General features: G+C 58.4%; 14 protein-coding genes and 3 pseudogenes. 7 read left to right on the top strand and 10 right to left on the bottom strand.

The features are described 5' to 3' along the window. From WFM46_RS23865 to WFM46_RS17065, 4 genes and pseudogenes are all read left to right on the top strand, one after another. Positions 1-280, top strand: a pseudogene (locus tag WFM46_RS23865) (DUF2345 domain-containing protein); the annotation flags it as partial. A gap of 30 nt (positions 281-310) precedes the next feature. Next, positions 311-1149: pseudogene (locus tag WFM46_RS17075) on the top strand (S-type pyocin domain-containing protein); the annotation flags it as partial. 54 nt (positions 1150-1203) lie between these two features. After that, entirely contained in the window at positions 1204-1641 is a 438-nt protein-coding gene (locus WFM46_RS17070; RefSeq protein ID WP_442913465.1) for an HNH endonuclease signature motif containing protein, read from the top strand. Between the two features lie 8 nt (positions 1642-1649). Beyond that, positions 1650-1946 carry a bacteriocin immunity protein gene (locus WFM46_RS17065; RefSeq protein ID WP_442913464.1) on the top strand — a complete coding sequence of 99 codons (297 nt, stop codon included), beginning with the start codon at positions 1650-1652 and terminating at the stop codon, positions 1944-1946. A 318-nt stretch (positions 1947-2264) separates the two neighbouring features. Here WFM46_RS17065 and WFM46_RS17055 read toward each other — a convergent pair. The 10 genes and pseudogenes from WFM46_RS17055 to nanR form a co-directional block, all read right to left on the bottom strand. Further along, positions 2265-3378, bottom strand: a pseudogene (locus WFM46_RS17055) (IS3 family transposase). 130 nt (positions 3379-3508) lie between these two features. Beyond that, the gene (locus WFM46_RS17050) at positions 3509-3733 is read right to left on the bottom strand and encodes a DUF1272 domain-containing protein (protein WP_336998096.1); all 225 of its coding nucleotides are present in this window, start codon (positions 3731-3733) and stop codon (positions 3509-3511) included. Positions 3734-4227: 494 nt separating this feature from the next. After that, positions 4228-4518, bottom strand: a complete 291-nt coding sequence (locus WFM46_RS17045; RefSeq protein WP_168194508.1) for a putative quinol monooxygenase — start codon at positions 4516-4518, stop codon at positions 4228-4230. Between the two features lie 16 nt (positions 4519-4534). Next, on the bottom strand, positions 4535-5536 hold the full coding sequence (locus tag WFM46_RS17040; protein WP_336998095.1) for a zinc-binding alcohol dehydrogenase family protein: 1002 nt from the start codon (positions 5534-5536) through the stop codon (positions 4535-4537). A gap of 229 nt (positions 5537-5765) precedes the next feature. Then, a complete protein-coding gene (gene nanQ / locus WFM46_RS17035; protein ID WP_336998094.1) occupies positions 5766-6248 on the bottom strand; it encodes an N-acetylneuraminate anomerase in 483 nt (160 codons plus the stop codon). Then, positions 6245-7120 (bottom strand): N-acetylmannosamine kinase, encoded by an 876-nt coding sequence (gene nanK / locus WFM46_RS17030; protein ID WP_336998093.1) that lies wholly within the window; start codon positions 7118-7120, stop codon positions 6245-6247. The genes nanQ and nanK overlap by 4 nt, the downstream gene beginning before the upstream one ends. Beyond that, positions 7117-7806: an N-acetylmannosamine-6-phosphate 2-epimerase gene (locus WFM46_RS17025; RefSeq protein ID WP_336998092.1), complete on the bottom strand. Its 690-nt coding sequence runs from the start codon at positions 7804-7806 to the stop codon at positions 7117-7119. Before WFM46_RS17025 ends, nanK begins: the two co-directional genes overlap by 4 nt. A 24-nt stretch (positions 7807-7830) precedes the next feature. Continuing rightward, a complete protein-coding gene (locus WFM46_RS17020; RefSeq protein ID WP_156655119.1) occupies positions 7831-9315 on the bottom strand; it encodes an MFS transporter in 1485 nt (494 codons plus the stop codon). An 87-nt stretch (positions 9316-9402) separates the two neighbouring features. After that, positions 9403-10302, bottom strand: coding sequence for an N-acetylneuraminate lyase (nanA, locus tag WFM46_RS17015; protein WP_180210698.1), 900 nt, complete (start codon positions 10300-10302; stop codon positions 9403-9405). Positions 10303-10429: 127 nt separating this feature from the next. Continuing rightward, positions 10430-11215, bottom strand: a complete 786-nt coding sequence (gene nanR / locus WFM46_RS17010) for a transcriptional regulator NanR (protein WP_336998091.1) — start codon at positions 11213-11215, stop codon at positions 10430-10432. Between the two features lie 345 nt (positions 11216-11560). Between nanR and WFM46_RS17005 the strand changes: the two genes are divergently transcribed. From WFM46_RS17005 to WFM46_RS16995, 3 genes are all read left to right on the top strand, one after another. Further along, complete coding sequence (locus tag WFM46_RS17005; RefSeq protein ID WP_336998090.1) at positions 11561-12115, top strand: YceI family protein; 555 nt, start codon at positions 11561-11563, stop codon at positions 12113-12115. Positions 12116-12803: 688 nt separating this feature from the next. Beyond that, positions 12804-15614 carry an Ig-like domain-containing protein gene (locus tag WFM46_RS17000; RefSeq protein WP_336998089.1) on the top strand — a complete coding sequence of 937 codons (2811 nt, stop codon included), beginning with the start codon at positions 12804-12806 and terminating at the stop codon, positions 15612-15614. A gap of 1030 nt (positions 15615-16644) precedes the next feature. After that, positions 16645-24903 carry an Ig-like domain-containing protein gene (locus tag WFM46_RS16995; protein ID WP_336998088.1) on the top strand — a complete coding sequence of 2753 codons (8259 nt, stop codon included), beginning with the start codon at positions 16645-16647 and terminating at the stop codon, positions 24901-24903. Positions 24904-24960: the final 57 nt, after the last annotated feature.

The raw sequence follows: 24960 nt of genomic DNA, 5'->3' as shown, positions 1-24960 counted from the left end.
GCTCGGCCTGTTTGCCCGCACCGGACAGCTGAGCCTGAAATCCGGGGAAGGCCCCGTGGAGGCGCAGGCGCAGAACGGCAATATGAGGCTGTTTGCGGAGAAGAAGCTGACGATGAGTTCAGCGTGTGACATCTCGTTTGCCGGAAAGAAACGCATCACGCTGATAGGTGGCGGGAGTTACCTGCGGCTGGAGGCGGGGAAAATAGAGTACGGGACAACGGCGGCGTACCTGCGCCGGACGAAAAGGACGATGGCTGCTGCACGAAGCGTTTTACCTCTGGATACCTCCCCGCTCCCTCCTCCGGCTACCATGCGGGAATTTAACCCCGAAACGCTGACTCCCTGGGTGACGCCGGTTTATGCGAAATCCTGCCTGAAAGAGAAAGGCTGCACCGATGCCGGTACCACCGACGAGCCTGTAGAAAACTTCGGCCAGATGACGATTTTTGCCCAACCGGTTGAAGATGACTGCTGTGGGTATGGACATCAGCATGCTCATGAAGAAGATGAAGAAGTCGTTCAGCATGCTCAGTCAGCCAAAAAACGCAAACCCGGTGCCGGGAGTGAAAAAACTCCCGCAGAAGCATCCGCCGCACCGCTTGCACTTGGGGCGGCAACCGGCGTCATGACGCAGGTGTGGGGAGAGTGGTCCTTAACTGGAGTACTGGGAGCCGCCCGCGGTATTCCGTATGTGGGGGCGATGATGTCCGCGCTGTATGTCCCGTCTGCGGGTGAAGGCAGCGCTAATGTTCCAGGGCGAGATGAATTCTGGTACGAGGAAGAGCTGCGGCAGAAAGCGCTGACCGGAGCAAAAGCCACGACCCGGGTGAGGTTCTTCTGGCGGCAGGATGAACAGGGCAACATGCGGGCCTACGGCGTTCATACGGGTGAAGGCACGCCGTATGAAGGTGTGCGCACGGCTGAAATGAAGTGGGTTGAAAAAAATAACCGCTATGAGTTCACCCCCGCTCACGGTGCTGATGGCCCGTTGATAACCTGGACACCGGAAAGGCCGGAAAACGGCGACATTCCATCGCATACGGGCAGCGATATCAGGCCTATTGACCAGGCGACGATACTGGTCACGCCAATACCAGACGGTAAAGACGAATACACGACGCCGCCATTCCCGGGCCGGAAGAGCGGGATCTCAATGATTACATTCTGGTATTCCCAGCGGAATCCGGGATTAAGCCGATTTATGTGTATCTGAAAGATGATTCACGGAATCAACCCGGAACAGCTACTGGCAACGGTGTAAAACTATCCGGAGATAAACCTTGGCTAGATTTATCTGTTACAAACTCGGGAGATGGGGCTCCAATACCATCTCTGGTAACAGATACTCTACGAGGTAAGAAGTTCAGCTCTTTTGATGACTTCCGTGAAGCTGTCTGGAATGAAGTCGGTAAGCACCCAGAATTAACTAAAGACCTCACAACAGTAAACAAAGACAGGGTTGCAGATGGTCTTTCGCCATGGGTTCCCAAAGAGGGTCAATACATAGGACCAAACACTATTGTTAAAAAATTCGAGATTCATCATGTAATTCCCATAAAAGATGGGGGAGGCGTCTATGATATGGATAACTTACGTATAGTTACGCCTAAACTACATGATGAAATACATTACAGGAGATAGGTGACATTATGAATATGCCAGTTTTGAAAGATAGACTTGAGGATTACACTGAAAACGAGTTTCTAGATATCCTGTATGAGTTTAGAAAAAGCACCAGAAAAGAGAAAGAATTAAAAGGAAAAAAACTGGATGAATATTTGGACATGCTAATGGATAATTTTATCAAAGTTACAAATCACCCTAAAGGCAGCGATTTAATCGTATTTCCAGATAAAGATGAGGATGGAGAACCCTCGAAAGTTCTTGAAATAGTCAAAAACTGGCGTAAATCGCAAGGACTCCCATTATTCAAAGACTCACAGTAATGATGAAAATATTAAGGGCATCCACTATTCATGACTCAACGGAAGAAAACAGATTTACAGTTACTTCAATGTATTCTGCCAGAAATGGGGTTTATTGACGAACGGAGATAGATAACATCCGCAAACTGATGTGTACATCTTCGCCGACAGCCCGCTTCACTATCATTTTGATGTACGCCTGCCGTACCGCGAGCCGTCGAGTCTGTTCGACGGCACGGCAGAATCGGTCTAGGACGTGCGGGCTTGGCCACCGGTACGGTCGCTACGCAGGATTACATTCTGGTTTTCCCTGCCGATGCCTGTGTAAGCACACCCGTTTTAGTTCCACGCACTTTTTGAGATTTCCGGTTTTTCAGCCATCAGCCGGTACTCTTCCGGCGTCAGGTTGTTCAGGGATTCATGAGGCCGTTCGCTGTTATATTCCTTCAGCCAGCCAGCGCTCTGTAATTTCCCGTGCTTCATTCAGCGTTCTGAATAAATAAAAATCCAATATTTCTGTCCGGTAGGTCCGGTTAAAACGTTCGATAAACGCATTCTGTGTTGGCTTGCCGGGTTTGATAAATTCCTGTATCACTCCATGCTCTTCTGCCCACTGCGCCAGCGTCAGCGAGATGAGTTCCGGGCCGTTGTCCATCCGCAGTTTCAGCGGATAACCCCGGTTTGCCACGATCCTGTCCAGCACCCTGACCACCCGCTGTGCCGGGATATTCAGATCGATTTCAATTGCCAGCGCTTCGCGGTTAAAGTGATCCACCACATTGAAGTTCCGGAAACGTCTGCCGCAGACCAGCGCATCGTGCATAAAATCGCTGAACCAGCTCTGGTTCATCGCCTCCGGCTTTGCCAGCAGAGCCGGATTACGTACCGGCAGGCGCTGTTTTCCCTTACGGCGAAAATTCAGTTTCAGCAGGCAGTAAATACGGTGAACTCTTTTATGATTCCAGCTATTGCCCTGCCTGCGAAGGACCTGAAAAAGCTTTTTAAATCCGTATCGCGGATAGCGTTCAGCCGCCACGGTCAGAGCCATAATCACCGGTTCATCACGTCGCGTATCCGGCTGATAACGAAATACCGTCCTGCTCAGCGACAATGTCCTGCAGGCCTGGCGTAAGCTCATGGCAAACTGCGCGATCAGATAGCTGACCAGTTCACGCTTTATCGCTGGTGTTAAAGCTTTTTTCGATGATGTCTTTCAGGGCCCGGCATTCAAGCTGAGATCAGCAAACATCTGTTTGAGGCGCCGGTTCTCATTCTCCTGGTCTTTCATCTTTTTGATATCAGAGGCTTCCATCCCACCAAATTTCGCTTTTCAGTTGTAATAGCTGGCCTCAGAAATACCGGCTTCACGGCAGACATCCTTGACGGTACGTCCGGCTTCGACGGACTTCAGAACGGCAATGATCTGGTGTTCGGTGAATCGGGCTTTACGCATGGTGATCTCCTCAGGGAACATAATCAGTATGTCGGAAGATCTCTAAAAGTGAATGGTCCGGTTTACCGGGATGCTTACAAGGGTCACAAAGGCCGTTATAAGCAAGGAGCGAACATAGTTTTCATCTCTACTATTTATAGTGATGCAGACTGGATGCAGGGTGTCGCAGGAGGGATGCTTCCGGGCGTATTGGACGTCGCACCAGCTCCCCTCCGCAGTTCGGACACTGGCCGTTAAGCCGTTGGGTCACGCAATCTACACAAAATGTGCATTCGAATGAACAGATGTATGCCTCTTTTGATTCAGGTGGCAGATCTTCACCACAGCATTCGCAATTAGGACGGAGTTCAAGCATGGTGCTCTCTTATTGTTAAAGGGACATCATTGGCTATACCAAAGGCCATCTACCCGTATCTCCTTATGCGATAGATGACGCTATTGTTTTTCACGTGTATTAGATGAGCATGGTCTACAGTCTGGAAAATTCAAAAGAGTGAATTATCCGACAGAAACGCTCACTTTCGGAAACGAACGACAAGCCTATAGCGTCCACCAGAGCCTAAACTAGCACGGAAAATCCCGCTCCAAAAATTAACTTAAAAATCAAAAAGATAAAAAAACCCTTCCATATCAACATCATCGCCACTCTTTTTGCGCCTTCCCCTTCGCGCAAAAAATCAAAAACCCCAGCAAACTCAACCACATCTCACACCAATTACAGGGACGCCAGCTGTTGATGGTCACCAGAGCCTGATACAAAGTCCTGAAAGCCCGCAATGCGGGCTTTTTTGTTTCTACCGTCCCTCTATTCCAGTACTCTAACCTTCCCTGCGTCCCTCAACATAATTCTTAAGCCTCTACCGCCGTCAGGTAATCCAGCCGCAGCGGCTCCGCCAGCAACTCATCCATCTGCAGGATAAAGGCCTGGAAATGGGGCAGCGCAATGTGAGCCTCTAACGCCTCCTGGCCTCGCCAGGCTTCCCGGACGTAAAACATGTCCGGCGTATCGCGCAGCTGAAACAGCTGATACTCAACGTTGCCCGGCTCCTGACGGGTCGGCAGCAGCAGCGCCTGTAAGGCCGTCTTGAGCGCGTCACGTTTGCCGGGCTTCGCCTTCAGAACCGCAATAAGTGTGATGATGTCAGAGGAGGCCATCTCAGAACCCCTCCAGTACAATCTTCCCGACCGCACGCCCGGTCTCGAGCTGCGCATGGGCCTTCTGCACATTCTCCGCCGTAATCGCCCCGTAATGCTCACCCAGCGTCGTGGTAAGCACCTGCTCGTCAATGAGATTTGCCACGCGGCTCAGCAGCTGATGCTGGGCAATCATATCGGCAGTTTCAAACATGGACCGTGTGAACATAAACTCCCAGTGCAGGGAGATACTTTTCGCTTTCAGCGGGCGGGCGTCCAGCGTATCGGGATCGTCGATCAGCGCCAGTTTGCCCTGCGGCGCTAGCGCCTTAATAATCTCATCATAGTGCGCTGCGGTATGGGTCAGGCTGGCGACGTGGGTCACCTCTTTGATACCCGCGGCGGATAATTCTTCCGACAGCGGTTTGCTGTGATCGATAACGTGATGCGCCCCCGCTTCCCGCACCCACTGCTGGCTTTCCGGGCGTGACGCCGTACCTACTACAGTCATTTTCGTCAGCTTGCGCGCCAGCTGCACCAGAATCGACCCCACCCCACCCGCCGCGCCGACGATCAGCAGCGTGTCGCCTTCATTACCCTGCTCCTGAATGCCCAGGCGATCGAACAACATCTCCCATGCGGGGATAGCGGTTAACGGCATTGCGGCAGCGGAGGCGTTATCCAGGGTTTTAGGCTTCAGGGCGACAATGCGCTCGTCCACCAGCTGAAACTCGCTGTTGCTGCCAGGCCGTCCCAGCGCACCGGCATACCAGACTTCATCCCCGGGCGCGAAAAGCGTTACCGCCTCGCCCACCGCCGCCACAACACCCACGGCATCCCAGCCGAGAACACGCGGCGTATCGCCGGTAAAACCGGCGCGGACCTTGGTATCCACCGGGTTTACGGAGATGGCTTTCACTTCAATCAGCAGATCGTGTCCTGCCGCTTGCGGCTGCGGCAATTCGATATCCTGCAGGAATTTGATGTTGTCAGGGGCAGAACGGGTAATGGCAATGGCTTTCATAATCTCTCCGTCGTTTATCGTGTGTGTCGCAATAATGTGATGGTAAAGCGTAGCTGTGGCGGGAAAAATAGCCTCGCGACGATAAGACTTATACTCGGGAGATGAAAATGGTCCGGCTTGAAGATTGCGGAGCACGCCTGACGAGCCATGAAGAAAACGCGTGTTGCTGGATATCATCTGTCCGCACCGCAAACCGCTGTCTGCGGGCGTCAGATGAGTGTAGGAAGAGTTAAAGCGTGTTATGAAGGTCAGTCAGCGCGCGATGATGCAGTTTAATCACCGCTTTTTTAAGCATACCGGGCTTCGCGGTAAAACAGCCCGGCTTATGGGGTTCGCCCGGCATAAAAATGGCAAACATCCCCGGCTTCAACGTCAGGCACTGTTCATTCCCGATGCGGTCACAGAGCTGATAATCCTCCTCCTCGTGCCACGCATCGCAGGCCCGGGCGCTTCCCGCCAGTCCGTAATAAATGTGCTCTTCTCCCTCCAGCAGGATCTGGATATCAATATAGTTGCGGTGTAGCTCGGCACGTTTTTGCTCAGCGCGCTGGGTCTCAAACTGCATCACGTTGACGAACATCTTCTCGCCCTGCAGCGGATAGTTACCCGGCGCCAGCTGCGCTAGCCCCGCGCTCAGGGCCTGGTCGATCGCCTGACAGAACACCGTCGACAGACCGGCAGCCTGCAGACGGTTGATATCACCCACAATCATTGCCACGCTCCTTTTGCCCATAATGCAGCACCCAGCAGCCCCGCGTCGCCGCGATGGCGGGCTGAGCAGAGTTCGGTCTGATAAACAGCGGGCTCCTGCGCAAGGTGATGCTGTACCTGCGTGAGATAGCCGTCGGCCAGGCCAATGCTGCCGCCAATGACCACCCGTTGACAGTCGGTCAGCGCTTTTATATCCGCAATGAGCCGCGCCAGCGTCCGGGCGGAACGCGCAATCAATATCCCCGCCTGGGCATGCCCCTCTGCGGCGCGGGCAAAGATGGCTTTCGCATCCAGCCCGCAAAGCTCCCCTTCTGCCGCCGTGGCGATACCCCGGCCTGAGGCGATCGCTTCCACACAGCCGATCCGCCCGCAGCCGCAGCGCGGTCCGTTCGGGTCGGCCAGAGTGTGGCCGCAGTGTCCGGCCAACCCACCGGAGCCGGTCACCAGGTTGCCGTTATGGATCATCCCGCCCCCTACGCCGGTCGAAACGGTGATAAAGACCATATCGCGCACGGCATCTGGCATGTGTTGATACTCCGCCAGCGCCGCGGCCTGGGCATCGTTCAGCGCCACGCCGGGGAGCCCGGTCATAGCCGAGACCGATTTCACCAGCGGAAAATGCGCCAGCCCGCCCAGATTTGCCGGGTTAATGGAGGTGAGTACCCCTTGCTGGATAATCCCTGTCGAGGCGATAGCGAACTGCTGCGCCCGGCGGTATAGCGGGGTGACCAGCTCGCACAGCGCCGCTTCCAGCGCATCCGGCGTTTTGCTGGCAGGGGTGGGGATCTCCCTGCGTTCAATAATCCTCAGCTCGCGGTCGACCAGCGCCGCGGCGAGTTTGGTCCCGCCAATATCAATAGCCAGCGTGATCATTTTGTCGCGTCCTGTAAGGCGTCCCGATACCACTGACAGATATGCTCCAGGCGGGTGATGGCAGAGCCTACCGTCACGGCCCATGCCCCGTGCTTCATAGCCTGCGCGGCCAGCTCCGGTGAGTTGTAGCGCCCTTCGGCCACCACCCGGCACCCGGCCTGGCTCAGGGTTGAAACCAGCGCCAGATCCGGCTCGACGGGCGTAACGTCTGAGGTATATCCCGACAGCGTGGTGCCAATCAGCTCAACCCCCAATTGATGGCAATACAGCCCCTCCGCCTGCGAGGCGCAGTCTGCCATCGCGATCAGCTGATGGTGCCGGATGCGCGCCAGCAGGGCCTCAACCGGCACAGGCCGCGTGCGCTGTGTGCCGTCAAACGCAATAATGCTGGCGCCCGCCTCAGCCAGCGCATCCACATCCTCCTGCCAGGGCGTAATACGCACCGGGGTATCGGGCAGATCGCGTTTAATAATGCCGATAACCGGCACGCTTACCACGGCACGCACCGCCCGCAGGTTTTCAATACCTTCGATACGCAGCGCCACGGCACCCGCCTGCTCCGCCGCCAGCGCCATCGCCGCGACGATCGACGGCTTATCCAGCGGGCTTTGCGGTACCGGCTGACACGAGACGATCAGCCCGCCCCGGGCTTTTATGTTTGCATCCAGTTCATCAAGGAACGACATAACTCCTCCGTTAAAAATTCAGCCTTAGTGTTTGGCAAGCTGGCTCGCTCTTTTGCCGGCCACAATGGCGCCGCTGAACGGTTTGCCGTCGATGGCATCGTGGGTACGCAGGGCTTCAGGATGCAGCCAGCGCTGAACGCGGGACGGCATATCAAAACCAATCAGCAGAATGACGACGAACGTCAGGCCAAACGAGAGCGAGCAGAGCGCGGTGCCCAGATCGAGACGTTGAGCGATAAACGCCCCCAGAACCGGGGCCAGTGCCCCGCCGAGCGCGCCAACGTTGTAGGTAAACCCGAGCCCGGCCGCGCGCTGTTCGGTATCAAAATAGCCTCCGATCAGTTTAGGCAGGATCCCTGAGATGCCCTGTCCAAGCATCTGCTGGAAGAAGAGCAGCAGGCCCAGCACCCAGACGCTGCTGCCGCCAAGGGTAAATACCGGAATGATCAGCAACTGCGAGGCGAGCAGGCTACAGACATAGGCTTTGCGCGTGCCCAACCAGTCGCCAAGGAAGCCCCCGGCGCAGCAGCCTGCCGCCGCACCAAAGCCGCTGAAAAACAGCACCTGAGCAACGGTGGCGGGATCGTAAGCCAGATCGGTTTTCAGCCAGGTAGGCAACAGCGCCTGAATCGGCCAGGAGTATAAGAAGGCAAACAGCACCACTACCATCAGGGTGACGCCGGTCGGCCAGCGCTTGCCGTTGCTTTGCACCATAAAGCTAATGAAGATCCCCGCGCACAGCAGGCCGAGCAAGGCCACAATCGCCGCGCTCTCCAGCTGGCCTGCGAAGCAGAACCACAGCGAGACTGCGGCCACCAGGGTCATCATAATATTGATAACCCGGTGTTCACCGCGATAGAGAATATCGACCATGGTTTTCACGGGCGCATTACTCTGCTGCTTCTCTTTCCAGTCTTCGGCTTCCGGAATATTTTTTCTCAGCCAGAGGGCAAAAACGATCGGCAAAATGCCGATGAAGAAGAGCGCCCGCCAGCCCCACTCCGGCACCACCAGGCTATAGACCTGAGCCGCCACCACCGCGCCGACGGAGAAGCCCGAGATCAGGAAACCACTGGCTTTGTTACGCAGGTGTTTGGGCCAGCTTTCAATCACATAGGTGGCGCTGGAGCCATACTCCCCCGCCATCCCCATGCCGATCACCAGACGGGCGATGAACATGGTGGTATAGCCCTGGGCCAGGCCGCACGCCAGCGTCCCGACGGAAAAGAGGATAATGCTGCTCACCATCGCCAGACGGCGACCGTAGCGATCCCCCATTGCGCCCAGCACCAGCCCGCCGAACCAGCGGGAGATAAAGGCGGCGGAGATCAGGCTCGCGGCGTGAAGGGTGGTCAGGCCGAATTCGGTTTTTATATCGGTTAAAACAAGAGCGATGAGGACAAAATCAAAACCATCAAGAACATAACCGACCCAGGCGGCAGAAAACGCGCGCCACTGCTGACGGTTGAGGCAACGATACCACGGGACATTTTGAGTCATTGTATTCATGTCAGTCTCCGCAATGGGTAAACCCATACGCTGTTTTGCAGGATACAGCTTTAGTAATGCCGGGTATGCCCGGCATCCGGCGTTGTCTTAACGTTGCTCTTTTTCTTGCTGGAGCCGCTGCGCTAATGCCCGTAGCGCGGGGAGATACTGTTCATCGACAGGGGCAAACGGCTTGCGGCACAGCGGAACATCAATCACGTCCATATAGTGCAGCACCGTTTTCAGGCCGCGGAATACGCCCACGTTGACCAGCAGGTCGATCACTTCATTACACTTGACCTGCAACGCTTTGGCGGTGGCGATATCCCCCTCCTTCAGCGCCCTGACGATCCCCTGATAGCGCCAGCCCATGATGTTATAGGTGCTGCCGATGCCACCATCCGCACCCGCCAGCAGGCCGGAGGCGAAAATCTCATCGTAACCGTTGTACAGCACCAGATCCGGGTGTGCCCGGCGGATCTGCTCCATCTGATAGAGATCGCCGGAGGTCTGTTTCAGCGCGCCCACGCCGGGTAAGGTCACCAGCGTATTGATCTGATCCAGAGAGAGTTTGACCCCGCTCAGGGCCGGGATGTTGTAGACCACCATCGGCAACCCATCTGCTGAATCAATAATTCCCCGATAGTGATCGCAATGTTCTTCAAAGCTGAATGGATAGTAGAAGGGCGTGACCGCAGAGACGGCGTCATAGCCATAGCGGCTGGCCGCCTGGGCCAACTGCTGGCTCTCGTGGGTGCTGACGGTGCCGACATGGGCGATCAGGGTGACTTTGCCTTTTGCTTCTTCAGCAACGATCTCAAGCACTTCCTGACGTTCGGCGCTGTTCTGCACGAAGGCTTCGCCAGTAGATCCCCCAACATAGAGGCCATCGACGCCCTGGGCAATGTTGAACCGTACCAGCTGGCGCAAGCTTTGCGTATCCAGCTGCTGGTTGCGATCGAACGGTGTAAGCAGTGCGGGCATAACCCCTTTAAGCGTGACGGACATAGATACCTCGAATGTAATGTGATGACGCGATAATGGTAGACCTTTATACCTGTTATACCAGACACATTAAAAACAGCGCGATCGAAATGCGCAGAACGCGATCGAGTTCACTAAATCATCGAGGCGATTATTTGCGGCGTTTTTTGCCCTGCTCGAAGGCGTGCCAGGTGGCGAAAACGCTGGTGAGGTGGGCCTGTAATGCCTCTTCAGCCGCATCGGGATCGTGGCTGCGGATAGCGTTAAAGATGGCGATATGTTGTTGATAGCTGGTGTTATTATGCTCGTGCAGCGCCTGCTCCGGTACCGTGGGGCGCGCGGCAATCAGCCAGTCGATCAGCGCCACGTGGATCGCCAAAAAGATCGGGTTGTTAGGGATCTCCGCCAGCACGCGGTGAAATTCCACGTCGGAGCGAATAAACAGCGCATTGTCATCCAGCGCCTGGCTGTTCAACGTCAGGGCTTTTTCCAGCAGGGCAATCTGCTCATCGCTGGCATGTTGTGCAGCATGGCGCACCAGGCTGGACTCAAAGAACAGGCGCAGCTGCTCAAAATGAGCGATCCCACCCGGATGGGCGAGGAAATCTTTTGCCATACCGGAGAGTTCGCTAATGATGGTGTCCGCAGAGGGGCGCGAAATACGGGCGCGCTCGCCGTTCTGGATCTGCACCAGCCCTTTGCGTTTGAGTGCCGCCAGCGCCTCGCGCACCGAAGGTCGCCCGACATTAAAAAAGGCCATCAGCTCACGTTCAGAGGGCAGCTGTTCACCTTCGGCAAACTCACGGCGACGGATCATCTGCTCCAGCTCTTCTTCCACCATCTCGGACAATTTTTTGCGCGCCAGCGGGCGACGACGCAATGTCCGCCCAATGGTTTCAGAGGAGATTTCTGTCTGTTTTTCGCTGGAAAGAGTCATAGACGCTACATCATAAGAAGTTGAGTTAAGGAGTTCTTTATCATAACACAGGCGTTGGTGCCAGGTGCGATGGGTTACGCAGGTGCCAGAGGATAACGTCAACGCAGACATTCACTTATATGGCGCGGTAGACCCAAATGGCCCCGGCGTTATCGCGACGCTCACCTGAAACTTTCTCAAACTGTGAACCCGCTACAAACGCATATTTAACACTCTTCTGAAACCCCTTGCTCACGCGCTTCCCTGTTTCTACGCTTATTCTCACGCAGGGCAACACCCCTCTTACACCAAACAAGCCTGCGCGCTGATGCGTTAACTTGCAACCTGTGAAAGGGAGAGCCCCCTATGCTGCGCCGCATTCTTCTGCTGGTCTTCATGATCGCTTGCCCGTCGCTTTACGCCGCCCCCGTCGTCTATGCCATCGACACGCAGAAGACCGCCATCAGGCTGTCGTGGCGCGCCTTCGGCGGCATACCCTCCTGGGCGCATCTCCAGGGGGTGACGGGGACGGTCACGCTGAACCCGGACAATGAATATGACGATCGCATCCGGGTGTCGGTGCCGGTCGCCACACTTCAGGCCTCCAACAATCTGCTCACCTGGCAGTTGAAAAGCGATATGTTTTTTGACGCCGCCCGCTACCCGACGATCACCTTTACCAGCACCCGGGTGGTGAAAGTTAAGGACGATCATTACCGCGCGTTCGGCACTCTCACCGTCCGGGATCTCAGCCGTCCGGTGATCCTCGAAGCCACGCTCGATCGTCTGCCGGACGAGGCGATCGCGCTGCATGCCACCACCGCCATCTCGCGTTCAGCGTACAAGATGGATCGCTTTGCGCTGGTGGTGGACGATCGCATCGCCATTGCCATTGAGATCCAGGCGATGCGGCGTCAGTAAAATTTCGACCTGATACAATAATATTTATTAATAATTGCTCCGGTAAAAAATTCCGCCTGTTCTATACTGCCTTTCAGAAAATAATAAACGCGCAAAAAATAGTACAAACGTCGTAGAGCGTTTTGTAGAAAGCGTTATCCAGACGAGAAAAAATCATACCTTTGTATTATTCCAAAATTCAAAAACGCTTCTATTACCCGGTGGCGAAAATATAATAAATAGCGTGTTATCGCGCCCTCTAATTTAATAAATATAAAAGCTAATCCAGCGCTGAAACTTGTGATCTCTCGCAATCTCCGCTTCATCACCCGCACTAACAAAACCCGACACATCAGAATAAAAATAGATTAAATACAACATGTTAATCAATAATCCTGGCGATTACCCACTGGTTTATTAGGTTTCAGCGCGGTTAAGTAAGCGCCTATGCTTTATTTCACCGCTTCGTCATTTGCGCTTTTGGTTCTTTCTGACTATATCCTTTAATGCACTTATAAAAAGCCAGCAATATAAATGACAGGGATGGCAATCATCACGCCTGCGCAAAAAACAACAAAGTCGCAGAAAAACTATTACAGCAGAACATTATTTCTGACAAATAGTGTCTCCTTCGGGACGCTTAAACTCTGCTGAAAGAAAAACGTTTTTTACACACAGCATTCATTACACTCTGTTGGGAGTCATACAAATGAGTAAATTCACTGTTATCTCCAGACTGACGCATCAACAAACAGTCGCAGAAGGTAACCAGATCATTCTGGGCGAGGATTCCGTTGTTAAGCTCGATGCAGGCAGGGGCGATATTGCCAGTTATTCCCGCAGCAATAACGATTTGCTGGTCAGGATGACCAACGGCGAAACCGTGACGCTGAAGAACTACTACATCAACGATCATCAGCTGGTACTGAATGAAAACGGCGCGCTGTGGTGGATTGAAGATCCGCTGGCGGTTGAGCGTTACCAGTCGATCCCGTCAACCGACGCGTTGATTGCCGGTAACGTCAGTAGCTCATCGGGCGATACTCCTATCTGGCCGTGGGTGCTGGGTGGCGTGGCCGCAGCGGGCGGCATTGCGCTGGCGGCAGGCGGTGGGGGGGGGGGCGGTGGCGGCGGTGACGATCGCATCGATCCGGGTCCGGTAGCGCTGGATACCACGCCGCCCGGCGCGCCGACAAACCTGCATTTCGCCAACGGTAACACCCAGCTGCTCGGCAGCGCCGAAGCCAACAGCATGGTAACCATCACCGATGCCAGCGGTAACGTGGTGGGCAAAGCCAAAGCCAACGGCAATGGTGAATTTACCGTCGAGCTGGGGGTGCCCTACACCAACGGCGAGACGCTGACGGCCACAGCCGCCGACAGCTCCGGCAACGTTAGTCCGCCCACCAGCCTTACCGCTGCGGATACCACCCCGCCAGATGCGCCCATGATTATTATCGCTGACGACAACGCCGGCAGCCTGACCGGCGCACTGAACAGCGATCAGACCACCGACGATCCGCGCCCGGTCTTTAGCGGCAGCGGCGAGGCCGGTTCGACCATCACGGTGTATGATAACGGGAAGAACATCGGCAGCACGGTAGTGAACAGTGACGGTAGCTGGACGTTTACCCCCACCGCCGATCTCGCGAACGGCTTGCATCAGATCACCGCCAGCGCCACCGACCCGGCAGGCAATACCAGCCCGGACTCTCCCGCGTTCAACCTCACCATCGATACCGTCGCCCCGAATGCGCCGGTTCTGCAGGTGATGGATGAGGTAGGCAACATCCAGGGGTTCATCACCTCCGGGGGTTTTACCGATGACAACCAGCCGGTGCTGAGCGGTACGGGCGATCCCGGCAGCACCATTACCCTCTACCACAACGATCTGCTGGTGGCGGAGATCATCGTTCCGGACAACGGCTCCTGGAGCTACCAGCTTGCCGAGCCGCTGACGGAAGGGCTACAAACCTTTACCCTGACGGAGACGGATATTGCGGGCAATCTGAGCCCCTCTTCCGCGCCGTTTGAATTTACCGTCGACCGCACGCCGCCCGCCGCGCCGAGTGGCCTCGCCATCAATGCCACTGGCACCATCGTCACCGGTAGCGCCGAGCCCAACTCGACGGTTACGGTGACCAACGACCTGGGTGATAGCCTGGGTACGGCCACCGCGGACGTCAATGGGGCATTTTCGCTGACCCTGACCACTCCGCAGGTCAATGGCGAAACCCTGAGCGCCGTGGCTACTGACCGGGCGGGTAACGAAGGTCCAGCCTCTTCGCTGCCTGTGCCGGACATCACCCCGCCAGCGGCACCGACAGCCCTCTCCGTCGCCGCGACGGGCGACAGCGTGAGCGGTGAAGCGGAAGTGGAAGTGGATGCCCGCATCTCGGTACGCGACGCCACGGGCCAGGAGATAGGTACCGGCACCGTGGGTGCCGACGGTAAATTCACCGTCAATATCGCCCCGAACCAGCTCAACGGCGAGGTGCTGACGGTCTACGCCTTCGATACCGCCCAGAACCAGAGCCAGCCGGCGCAGGCCACCGCCCTGGACTCCACGCCACCGGCACCGCCTGCAGGGCTGGATGTCTCCGATAATGGTCTGGCGCTCACCGGCACGGCGGAAGTGGGCAGCACCGTGGTCGTCATGGAAGGCACCACTAAACTCGGCGAGCTGATTGTCGGCGAATCGGGTAGCTTCTCCTTCACCCTGCCTACCGCCAAACTGAACGGGGAGATCATGACGCTTACCGCTACCGATAAGGCGGGCAACACCAGTGCGCCCGGTACGGTAGAAGCCGACGACACGACCCCGCCGGCCACACCGATCATCACCAACGTGGTGGATAACGTTCCGGACGCCATCGGCACCATCGTGAGCGGGACCTTATCCGATGACCGCACGCCGCTCATCTCCGGCACCGGTGAGGTCGGCACCAAAATTTATGTCTACAGCGAGCAGATGCAGATCGGCTTTACGGAGGTGGATTCGGCAGGTAACTGGTCGTTCCAGGTCTCCGCCAGTCTGACCGATGGGCTCCACTCCCTGACCGCCGATGCGGTTGACCGCCGCGGCAATCACAGCCTGATCTCCGAGACCTGGACGATTAACGTCGACCAGCTTGCCCCGAACCCACCGACGGCATCAGTGGCAACCGCGGCGTTTGCCCAGAGCGAGGAGCCATTGGTGAGCACCCTGAGTGCCAGTACCACGGGCGAGACGCTGATTTATAACGTGCTCAGCGATAACGGCGGGGAGCACGTCGGTAACTTCTCGCTGGCACAGGGCGACAAAATCGACATCAGCCAGCTGCTGGTGGGCTGGAATGGCGATGGCAACACGCTGGGGGATTATCTCCATCTCACCAGCAACGGCGATGGCAGCACGACAATCACGCTCGACCGGGATGGTGCAGGCACCAGCTTTGCCCCGGCCACGCTGGTGACGCTGGATAACGTGCAGACCACCTACGAGGAGCTGGTGAACCAGAATCATATTATCACCGGTTAACTCAACCCCGCCGGGTGGCGGCTACGCCTGACCCGGCCTACAAAACCAAAAACCCAAAAACGAAAAACAGCAATGAAAAAGTCAAATAAAATAAATAGCTTACCGCGACTACCGTGTCCGGCTGAAAATCGCTGAGGCGTTGACCGCAGGCCGGGGCGAGGCGCAAGGATCACGCCCGCCCCAATAGCCGAAGGGAATAAGCCGAAGACAAAATTGCCGGGAGCCCGGGTCGCCAGGGTGGTGGCGATTGAGCCACCCTGGCACGTTCACCGGTTCAGGCGTAACAGAAGCAGAAAACGTGAGGTGAACGGAACCCCTACTTCGCCACATATACTTCTCTTCATTCCCCACAAGAAGAAAATAATGTGATCTCTCCCACCGTAATAACATTTCTACCAAATAACCTGGTTGCCTTAACTTATACGCCCATCTAAATAGCACAACTCTTTATTAATTCAACCCAGATTCGACAATATTAAAAACCTTCTCAAATATATCATATTCAATATCAACTTCACTCCCATTTAAATATTTATACAGCCACACTAAAATACCCCCATAAAATACCTCCCCCTCACCAAATGCCGCTATCTCATTAAATTAAAAACAAAAATCTCTACACACGCCTCGCTCAGCAGACACCTGCAAGCCGCGCCACGCCTGCCACCGCCATTTTCACACTGCACAGCGCAATATTTTAAATATGACTAACCATTTATTAACTCACGCTTAATTTGCACTTCTGGTACTTTCTGGCTATATCAAATTCAGTCAATCACAAATTCTTACCATTATTAAAGACAAGGATTTTACCGCTGAAAACATATTCCCAATCGCATTATTTCTTGAGTATCAAAGGCTAAATGTCGCTGCCACCATCGCTATATCGGCAGCTTTTAATCACTTTCACATAATTACCCAGGGTCATTGTTTTAAATAAACAATATCCCTTTGGGTGGCGCTTAATCTGCTGAAAAGAAATGGCGAAAAATAGACGCCGTTTCTCTGCACTCTGCCGGGAGTAATACACATGAGTAAAATCACTGTCATCTCCAAACTGACGCACGTCGAATCAGTAACAGACGGGTCTCAGGTGACGCTGAATGATTCCTCCATTGTAAAAATCAACGCTGAACGGGCTGACATTCTCGAGTACAACCGCAGCGGGAATGACCTGATCGTTAAGCTGACCGACGGCGAAACCATTACCGTCAAAAACTTCTTCGTCAGCGGCGATAACGGTATCAGCCAGCTGGTACTGGAAGAGGACAACGGTGCGCTGTGGTGGATTGCAGACCCGATGGCAGCAGAGCAATACCAGTCGATAGCCTCCATTGATGCCCTGCTGGCAGGAACCACAACCGCGTCCGCGGGCGAAGCGGCGATCTGGCCGTGGGCGCTGGGCGGAGTGGGGGTCGCAGGGGGCATTGCGCTGGCCGCTGGTGGCGGTGGCGGCGGTGGTGGTGGTGGTGGTGGCGGAAGTAATGGCGACGGTGACGGCGGCATTGATAACGGCGGAGGCAGCAATAACGGCGGTGGCAGCGACAACGGCGGGAGCCCCACCCTCCCGGGCAGCCCGAACGACACCCCCCCGCCGGGCGCACCCGCCAACCTCCGATTCTCAGCAGATGGCACCCAGCTTAGCGGGAGCGCCGAACCCAACAGCACCCTCACCGTTACCGATGCCAACGGCAACGTCATCGGTCGGGGCCAGGCCAACGGCAACGGCGAATTCACCGTCGATCTCGGCAAGCCTTATACCAACGGGGAAACCCTGACCGTCACGCCAACCGACGGCGCAGGCAACGTCGGCCCGGGCACCCCGGTGACCGCCGCAGATACCACCCCACCCGCAGCGCCAGTTGTCGCCAGCGTGGTCGATGACGTGGGCAACGTAACCGGGTCGCTCACCAGCGGCCAGACCACCGATGACGCCCGCCCTACCTTTAGCGGCAGCGGCGAACCCGGTGCCACTATCACGATTTACGACAACGGCAACGCCATCGGCACCGCGCCGGTCAACAGCGACGGTAGCTGGACCTTCACCCCGGCCAGCGCGCTGGGCGAAGGGGCGCATCAGATCACCACCCGGGCCACCGACGGCGCGGGCAACACCGGACCGGCCTCCCCGGCCTTCAGCTTTACCGTGGATACCGTCGCGCCGAATGCGCCATCCGGCGTGACGGTGAATGACACCACCGGCACGATACAGGGAGTCATTGCCGCCGGGCAGACCACTGACGCCAACCGCCCTTCCCTGAACGGCAGCGGTGAGGCGGGCAGCACCATCCGGATTTATGATAACGGCCAGCTCGTAGGCGAGACCGTTGTCGGCGCAGACGGCACCTGGAGCTTTACTCCGGAGACTCCCCTTGCCGACGGGCCACACTCCCTCACCCTGACGGAAACGGATCTCACGGGCAACACCAGCGCCCCCTCCGAGCCGTTTGCTTTTACCATCGACCGTACGCCACCGGACCAGCCAACCATTAGCCTGATCCCGGGCGGCACCGAGGTCGTCGGTACCGCCGAGCCGGGCAGTAACATCATCATCACCAACGGTGCCGGGGACGAAATTGGCCGCGGCACTGCCGATGCCAACGGCGACTTCACGATCCCCCTCGACGAGGCGCAAAACGAAGGCGATACCCTCAACGTGGTGGCCTCCGATGCCGCCGGGAACCAGAGCCAGCCCGCCACTGCGGTGGTGGGGGATGTCACCCCGCCTGACGCGCCAACCGATCTGCAAATCTCCCTGAATGGCGCCACCGTTACCGGTAAGGCGGAGGCGGGCAGCACCGTGACCATCCGCGATGGCGACGACGTGATCGGCAGAGGGGTGGCGGACGCTGACGGCAACTTCAATATTCTTCTCAGCACCCCAAGGCTCAACGGTGAGGCGCTGGCGGTTACCGCCACCGATGCCGCGGGCAATACCGGGCCGCAGGGCACCGTTGCCGCCCCGGACGTTACCCCGCCCGAGGCGCCGATTATCAACAGCGTGGTTGATGACGTGGATGATGTTACTGGCCTGGTTCTCGAGGGTCAGATCACCAACGACACCCGTCCGGTTATCACCGGCACCGGGGAACCAGGGAGCACCATTTACATCTTAAGCGGCGACGTTGTGGTCGGTTCTGCCGTAGTGAATGCGGACGGCAGCTGGTCAGCGCAAACAGAGCTGGGCGCGGACGGCGGCTACGTCCTGCGGGCGGAAGCGGTGGACAGTGAAGGCAACCGCAGCGGCCCGTCCAACACCTGGAGCATTATTCTCGATGCCACCGCGCCGGGTACGCCTGCCATCGTCCAGGTGATCAACGATCTGCCTGACTCCGCTGGCGTGATCGATAACAACAGCGCCACCAACGACAACCGCCCTACCCTCTACGGCACCGGTGAAGCCGGGTCGACCATCACTATTCTGGTGGATGGCGTGGAGGTGGGCACCGCGCTGGTGGGCAGCGGCGGCGAGTGGAACTTCACCCCGGCGACGGCGCTTGAGGATGGGGAGCACGCCATCACGGTGGTGGCGAAAGATACCGCCGGGAATAACAGCGCAGCCTCCGACGCCTTTACGCTGACCGTTGACACCACCGCCCCCGCCGCCCCGGTCATTACCCGGGTGGCAGATAACACCGGCAGCGTGCAGGGTGATGTGGGCAACAACGTGCCCACCGATGAAACCCGTCCGGTGTTCTACGGCACCGGCCCGGCGAACGCGCAGATCGCCCTCTATGAAGGCACCACTCTGCTGGGCACCACCACCACCAATGCGCAGGGCGAATGGAGCCTGCAAGTGACTACCCCGCTGGGGAATGGCACTCACACCATTACCGCCACCGTCAGCGATGCGCTGGGCAACACCGCCACCTCGGAGAGCTTTAACCTGGTGGTGGATACCCTCGCGCCAGACACTCCGGCGCTACCGGAGATCACCGTCAATCCTGACGGCGGCGAGGAAGCGATCCTCACCTCCGGCGGCAGCACCCGCGACACCACTCCGACCCTGAGCGGTACCGGTACGGAAGGCGACATCGTCACCATCTACGACGGCACTACCAAAATCGGCGAAACCACCGTCCAGCCAGACGGGAGCTGGAGCTGGACTCCGCCAGAAGGACTGCCTAACGGCACCTACGATCTGAGCCTGACCGTGACCAACAAAGATGGCGCGGGCAACGAGAGCGCCCCGTCGCAGCCGGTGAGCATTACCATCGATACCGACGCGCCGGATCAGCCTGCCGCCCCGGTAATTACCGATAACGTCAGTGAAATTACCGGCCCGGTTGGCAACAACGGCGCCACTAACGATACCCGTCCGGTACTGAGCGGCACGGGCACGCCAGATGACACCATCAGCATCTACGACCAGACCGCCACGGGCAACGTCAAGGTGGGCGAAGCGGTGGTCGACATCAACGGCAACTGGAGCTGGCGACCTGATGACGAGCTGGCCCAGGGGCAGCACAGCTTTACCGTGACCGCCACCGACGAGGCGGGTAACGTCTCGGCGATCTCAAACACCATCACCGTGACCGTCGACAGCGAGGTACCGGCGATCCCGGTCATCAGCAGCGTGGATGACAACCTCCCGGCGGGCGGCAGCAGCAACGACAATACCCCGACCGTCACCGGTACCGGCGAAAACGGCACCACCGTGATCCTTTACAACAACGGCGTGGAGGTCGGACGCAGCCTGGTCACTGACGGCAGCTGGAGCATCACCACTCCGGAACTGCGAGATGGCCCGACTACCCTGACCGTGGCGGCGGTGGATGCTGCCGGGAACGTCAGCGGCGCGGGCAACGATTTTGCCTTCACCATCGACACCCAACCGCCAGGTAACCCACAGCTGCTTGCGATCTCTGAAAGCACCCTGGCCGGTGGCCAGCTTTATGTGAACAACGCCACTCCGACCCTGAGCGGCAGCGGTGAACCACTCAGCACCATCACCGTCGTTATCGACGGCAACGCCGTAGGCGAAGTGCAGACCAATGCCGATGGCCAATGGACGTTGCCGCTGCCCGAGGGCACCACGCTGAGCGATGCCAGCCATACCATCACCGTGGTGGCGCGCGACGCGGCGGGTAACACCAGCGAAAGAACGCCGGTTAACCTGATCGTTGATACCCAGGCACCGGGCGTGCCGGTGGTGCCCGGAATTGTCTCCGGCGGTACGCCGCTGACTGGAACTTCCGAAGCGGGTTCCATTATTCCGGTGACCGGCCGGGGCAAGGTGGTGCGGGGCACGGGGGCCCCCACCGCCCGGGGTAAGTTCTCCGCCACCCGGACCCCGCCGCAAAGCGACGCGGTCACCCTGAACCTGACCGCCAGCGACGTGGCGGGCAACACCAGCCTGCAGGGATCGTATGACGTTCCGGCTACGCCAGCGCTGCCGGACGTTCCGGTCATCAACGAGATTGTTGATGACAACGGTACCGGCGGCAACGTTAAAGGCGGCAGCTCTAACGACACCACGCCAACCCTCACCGGCACCGCCATCCCGGGCAGCGAGGTGACACTCTATCTCGACGGCAGCACCACGCCGCTGGGCACCGTCACCGCCGACGCCACCACTGGCGCCTGGACCTTCCCGATCGAAACTGCCCTGGATGAGGGCAGCCATAGCTTCAGCGTCACCGCCACCGTTGACGGCCAGACCAGCGGCCTGTCGCCGGAGGCGACGGTCAATATCGATATCACCCCGCCATCCGCCCCGGCGTTCGGTAGCGTCGTGGACGACGTGGGCCCGGTTTCGGGCGCCATCGTCAGCGGCAGACCGACCAACGATGACCTGCCGACCTTTAACGGCACGGCGACGCCGGGCGATATCATTACCCTCTATGCAGGCGACACTGTGCTCGGTACGGCAACGGTGGGCAACACCGGGGCCTGGAGCATTACCCTCGCCCAGCCGCTGGATGATGACACCTACAGCCTGACCCTTACTGCCACCGATCCCGCGGGCAATGAAAGTCCGCGCTCGGCACCGTTCACGCTGGTAGTGGATACCAGCGCAGGCGAAGTACTTATCACCGGCGCTAACGACAATGTCGATCCGGTCAGCGGCAACGTGGCTAACGGCGGCAGCACCAACGACAACACCCCTACCCTCTCGGGCACCGCGGAGGCGGGCAGCAGCGTGGCGATCTACGATGGCATTACGCTGCTGGGCACCGTCACCGCCAGCGCCACGGGCGCCTGGAGCTTCACCCCCACCCGCGTGCTGGCGGAAGGTCAGCACAGCTTTACCGCAGTGGCTACCGACAGCGCGGGTAACGTCAGCCCGGTATCCGGTGCTTACACGCTGTTCGTGGACATGACTCCACCGGCCACCCCGGTCATTGTCAGCGTCAACGATGATGTGGAGGGCAGCACCGGGCCGCTGACCAACGGTCAGGTCACCAACGACACCCGCCCGGAACTGACCGGGACCGGCGTGGCGGGCAGCACCGTGCATATTCTCGATAACGGCGTGGAGATCGGCACCGCCTTAGTCAGCGAAAGCGGCAACTGGAGCTTTATCCCTGGGACCGATCTGACACCGGGCTCGCACGATCTGCGCGTCAGCGCCACCGATGCCGCAGGCAACCTCTCGGGCACCTCACCAGCCTTCACGCTGAACGTGGATACCGCCGCCCCGCTGGCGCCAGTGGTGATCACCGTAGTGGATGATGTCGGCGCGGCCACCAGCACGCTGGCAAGCGGCGATACCACCAACGACACCCGTCCAACCTTTACCGGCAGCGGCGAAGTGGGTGCCACGATCCGTATCCTTGTTGACGATCGGGAGATCGGCACCGCGGTGGTTAACGCCGCGGGCAGCTGGACTTTCACGCCCGATCAGCCCCTGGAAGAGGGCACCCGCAGCATTCGCTTTACCGCCACTGACGTCGCCGGAAATACCGGGGATGCCAGCGAGCCGTTTGTTCTGACGGTGGATACCCAGGCGCCAACGGCGCCGACCCTCACCGCCATCAGCGATAACGTCGGGACGATCCAGAACCCGATCACCACCTCCGGCCAGACCACCGACGACACCACCCCGACCCTGAGCGGCAGGGCTGAAGCCAATGCCACGGTGGATATTTATGACAACGGCGCCCTGATCGATACCGTGCAGGCCAACGAAGCGGGTGACTGGACATACACCCCAGACCAGGCGCTCAACAACGGCAGCCATACCTTTACCACCCGCGCCACCGACGCGGCGGGCAACGTCAGCGAGCTCTCGCCGGGCTTCACCCTGATTGTCGATACCCTTAAACCGGTAGCCCCGGTGATCGCCCTGGCCCAGGATGACGTCGCCCCGGGCACCGGCGCGCTCGCCAGTGGAAGCAGCACCAACGACACCCTGCCGGTGCTCACCGGCACCAGCGAGCCGAATGCCCGGGTGCAGATCTTTGAAGGCGAAACCCTGGTGGGTGAAGGCGTGGCGGATGCGCAAGGAAACTGGACGGCCACGCTCACCGAGCCGCTCAGCGATGCTCAGCACAGCTTCAGGGCGGTAGCCATTGATGACGCGGGTAACGCCAGCGATCCGTCCGCCGCCTTCACCCTGACCGTCGATACTCAGCCGCCAGCGGCGCCGGTACTGGTTTCGGTCACTGATGATGTCGGCGACGGAGGCATCCTCGACAACGCCCAACTGACCAACGATGCGAACCCGACGCTGCGCGGCACGGCAGAGGCGGGCACCACGGTGAACATTTACGACGGCGCCACCCTGCTGGGCACTGCGCTTGTCGGGGCCGACAACGCCTGGATCTTTACCCCGCAGAGCCCACTGGGCGACGGTCTGCACACCCTGACGGTGACCACCACCGACGCGGCGGGCAACGTCAGCCCGCCGACCAGCGGATTTGTGATCAACGTGGATACCATCGCGCCGCCAGCGCCTGCCATCGTCTCGGTTGTGGATGACATCGGTTCGGTACAGGGGCCTGTTCTCAACGGCAACCCGACCAACGATACCCGTCCGACCCTCAACGGCACCGCCGAAGCGGGGGCCATCGTGCGTATTTACGACGGCGACATCCTAGTGGGCGAGACGATCGCTAACGCCGAGGGCCAGTGGACCCTGGCGCAGACCACCACTACCCTCATCGACGGGGTGCATAACTTCACCGCCACCGCCACCGACACTGCGGGCAACCTCAGCGCGAGGTCACCGGTTACGTCGATCACCGTTGACACTATCGCCCCGGGCGCGCCGGGCAGCTTCACCGTGCTCAACAACGGCAATACCCTCACCGGCCAGGGCGAAGCGGGCAGCACCATCACCGTGCGCGATGGCGACACGGTGATTGGCACCGGGGTGGTTAACGATGACGGCAGCTTCTCCCTCACGCTCACCACGCCAAAACAGAACGGGGAACTGCTGACGGTAACGGCAACCGACCGGGCCGGGAACACCGGCGCGGAAGGCCAGATCGTCGCCCCGGACACCACGCCGCCTGCCGTTCCGGCGATCACCGACGTGGTGGACAACGTGAGTGCGTATACCGGCACCGTCAACGACGGGCAGACCACCAATGACAACACGCCGCTGGTGCGCGGTACCGGCGTTGCCAACGCCACTATCCTGCTCTACAGCGGCACGGATCTGATTGGCACCACCCAGGTCAGCGCAGAGGGAACCTGGGAGATCCAGCTGACGGCACCGCTGCCTGATGGCGGTCACGTTCTGACCGCGCAGTCGGCGGACGCCGCGGGCAACAACAGCGCGCCGTCCAACAGCTGGAGCATCGTAGTGGATGCTACCGCCCCGGACGCCCCGGTCATTACCCAGGCGATCAACGATCTCTCCGGCAGCCCGGTTGCCATCAGCAATAACGGCGCCACTAACGACAACCAGCCAACCCTGAGCGGGACCGGGGAGGCGGGCACCACCCTCAGCATTCGGGTGGACGGCGAGGAAGTGGGGACTGTCCAGGTGGGCGCGGGGGGCGAATGGACCTTCACACCGCCGGAGGCGCTGGGCGAAGGACTGCGCGTCATCACCGTGGTGGCGACCGATGCCGCCGGGAACACCGGTGAGCCGTCCGCCGCCTTTAACATCACTATCGATACCGTACCGCCAGCCGCCCCGGTCATCACCCTGGCCGTGGACAACACCGGCAGCGTCACCGGCGACGTGCTCAGCGACCAGCCGACCGATGAAAATCTGCCGCTGATCCGCGGAACGGGTCCGGCGAACGCGCAGATTAACCTCTATGACGGCACCACCCTGCTGGGCACTCAACAAAATGGTTTTAGATGCTATCGCTTACTCAGATACTTTAGTTAAAGCTGATCCAGCAAATCCAAAACCTATTAATGATAAAATTGAAGAAATGACGGCAGC

The sequence above is a fragment of the Leclercia sp. M50 genome (assembly GCF_037150775.1).
Lineage (GTDB): Bacteria > Pseudomonadota > Gammaproteobacteria > Enterobacterales > Enterobacteriaceae > Enterobacter.
Note: the sequence above shows the minus strand (reverse complement) of the source record. Positions and strands in the feature narration are given on the sequence as shown.

Bases quoted from the DNA above. Each gene is read 5' to 3' on its own strand.
- WFM46_RS17065 (WP_442913464.1), top strand. From the start codon at position 1,650: ATGAATATGCCAGTTTTGAAAGATAGACTTGAGGATTACACTGAAAAC.
- WFM46_RS17050 (WP_336998096.1), bottom strand. From the start codon at position 3,733: ATGCTTGAACTCCGTCCTAATTGCGAATGCTGTGGTGAAGATCTGCCA.
- WFM46_RS17040 (WP_336998095.1), bottom strand. From the start codon at position 5,536: ATGAAAGCCATTGCCATTACCCGTTCTGCCCCTGACAACATCAAATTC.
- nanQ (WP_336998094.1), bottom strand. From the start codon at position 6,248: ATGATTGTGGGTGATATCAACCGTCTGCAGGCTGCCGGTCTGTCGACG.
- nanK (WP_336998093.1), bottom strand. From the start codon at position 7,120: ATGATCACGCTGGCTATTGATATTGGCGGGACCAAACTCGCCGCGGCG.
- WFM46_RS17025 (WP_336998092.1), bottom strand. From the start codon at position 7,806: ATGTCGTTCCTTGATGAACTGGATGCAAACATAAAAGCCCGGGGCGGG.
- WFM46_RS17020 (WP_156655119.1), bottom strand. From the start codon at position 9,315: ATGAATACAATGACTCAAAATGTCCCGTGGTATCGTTGCCTCAACCGT.
- nanA (WP_180210698.1), bottom strand. From the start codon at position 10,302: ATGTCCGTCACGCTTAAAGGGGTTATGCCCGCACTGCTTACACCGTTC.
- nanR (WP_336998091.1), bottom strand. From the start codon at position 11,215: ATGACTCTTTCCAGCGAAAAACAGACAGAAATCTCCTCTGAAACCATT.
- WFM46_RS17005 (WP_336998090.1), top strand. From the start codon at position 11,561: ATGCTGCGCCGCATTCTTCTGCTGGTCTTCATGATCGCTTGCCCGTCG.
- WFM46_RS17000 (WP_336998089.1), top strand. From the start codon at position 12,804: ATGAGTAAATTCACTGTTATCTCCAGACTGACGCATCAACAAACAGTC.
- WFM46_RS16995 (WP_336998088.1), top strand. From the start codon at position 16,645: ATGAGTAAAATCACTGTCATCTCCAAACTGACGCACGTCGAATCAGTA.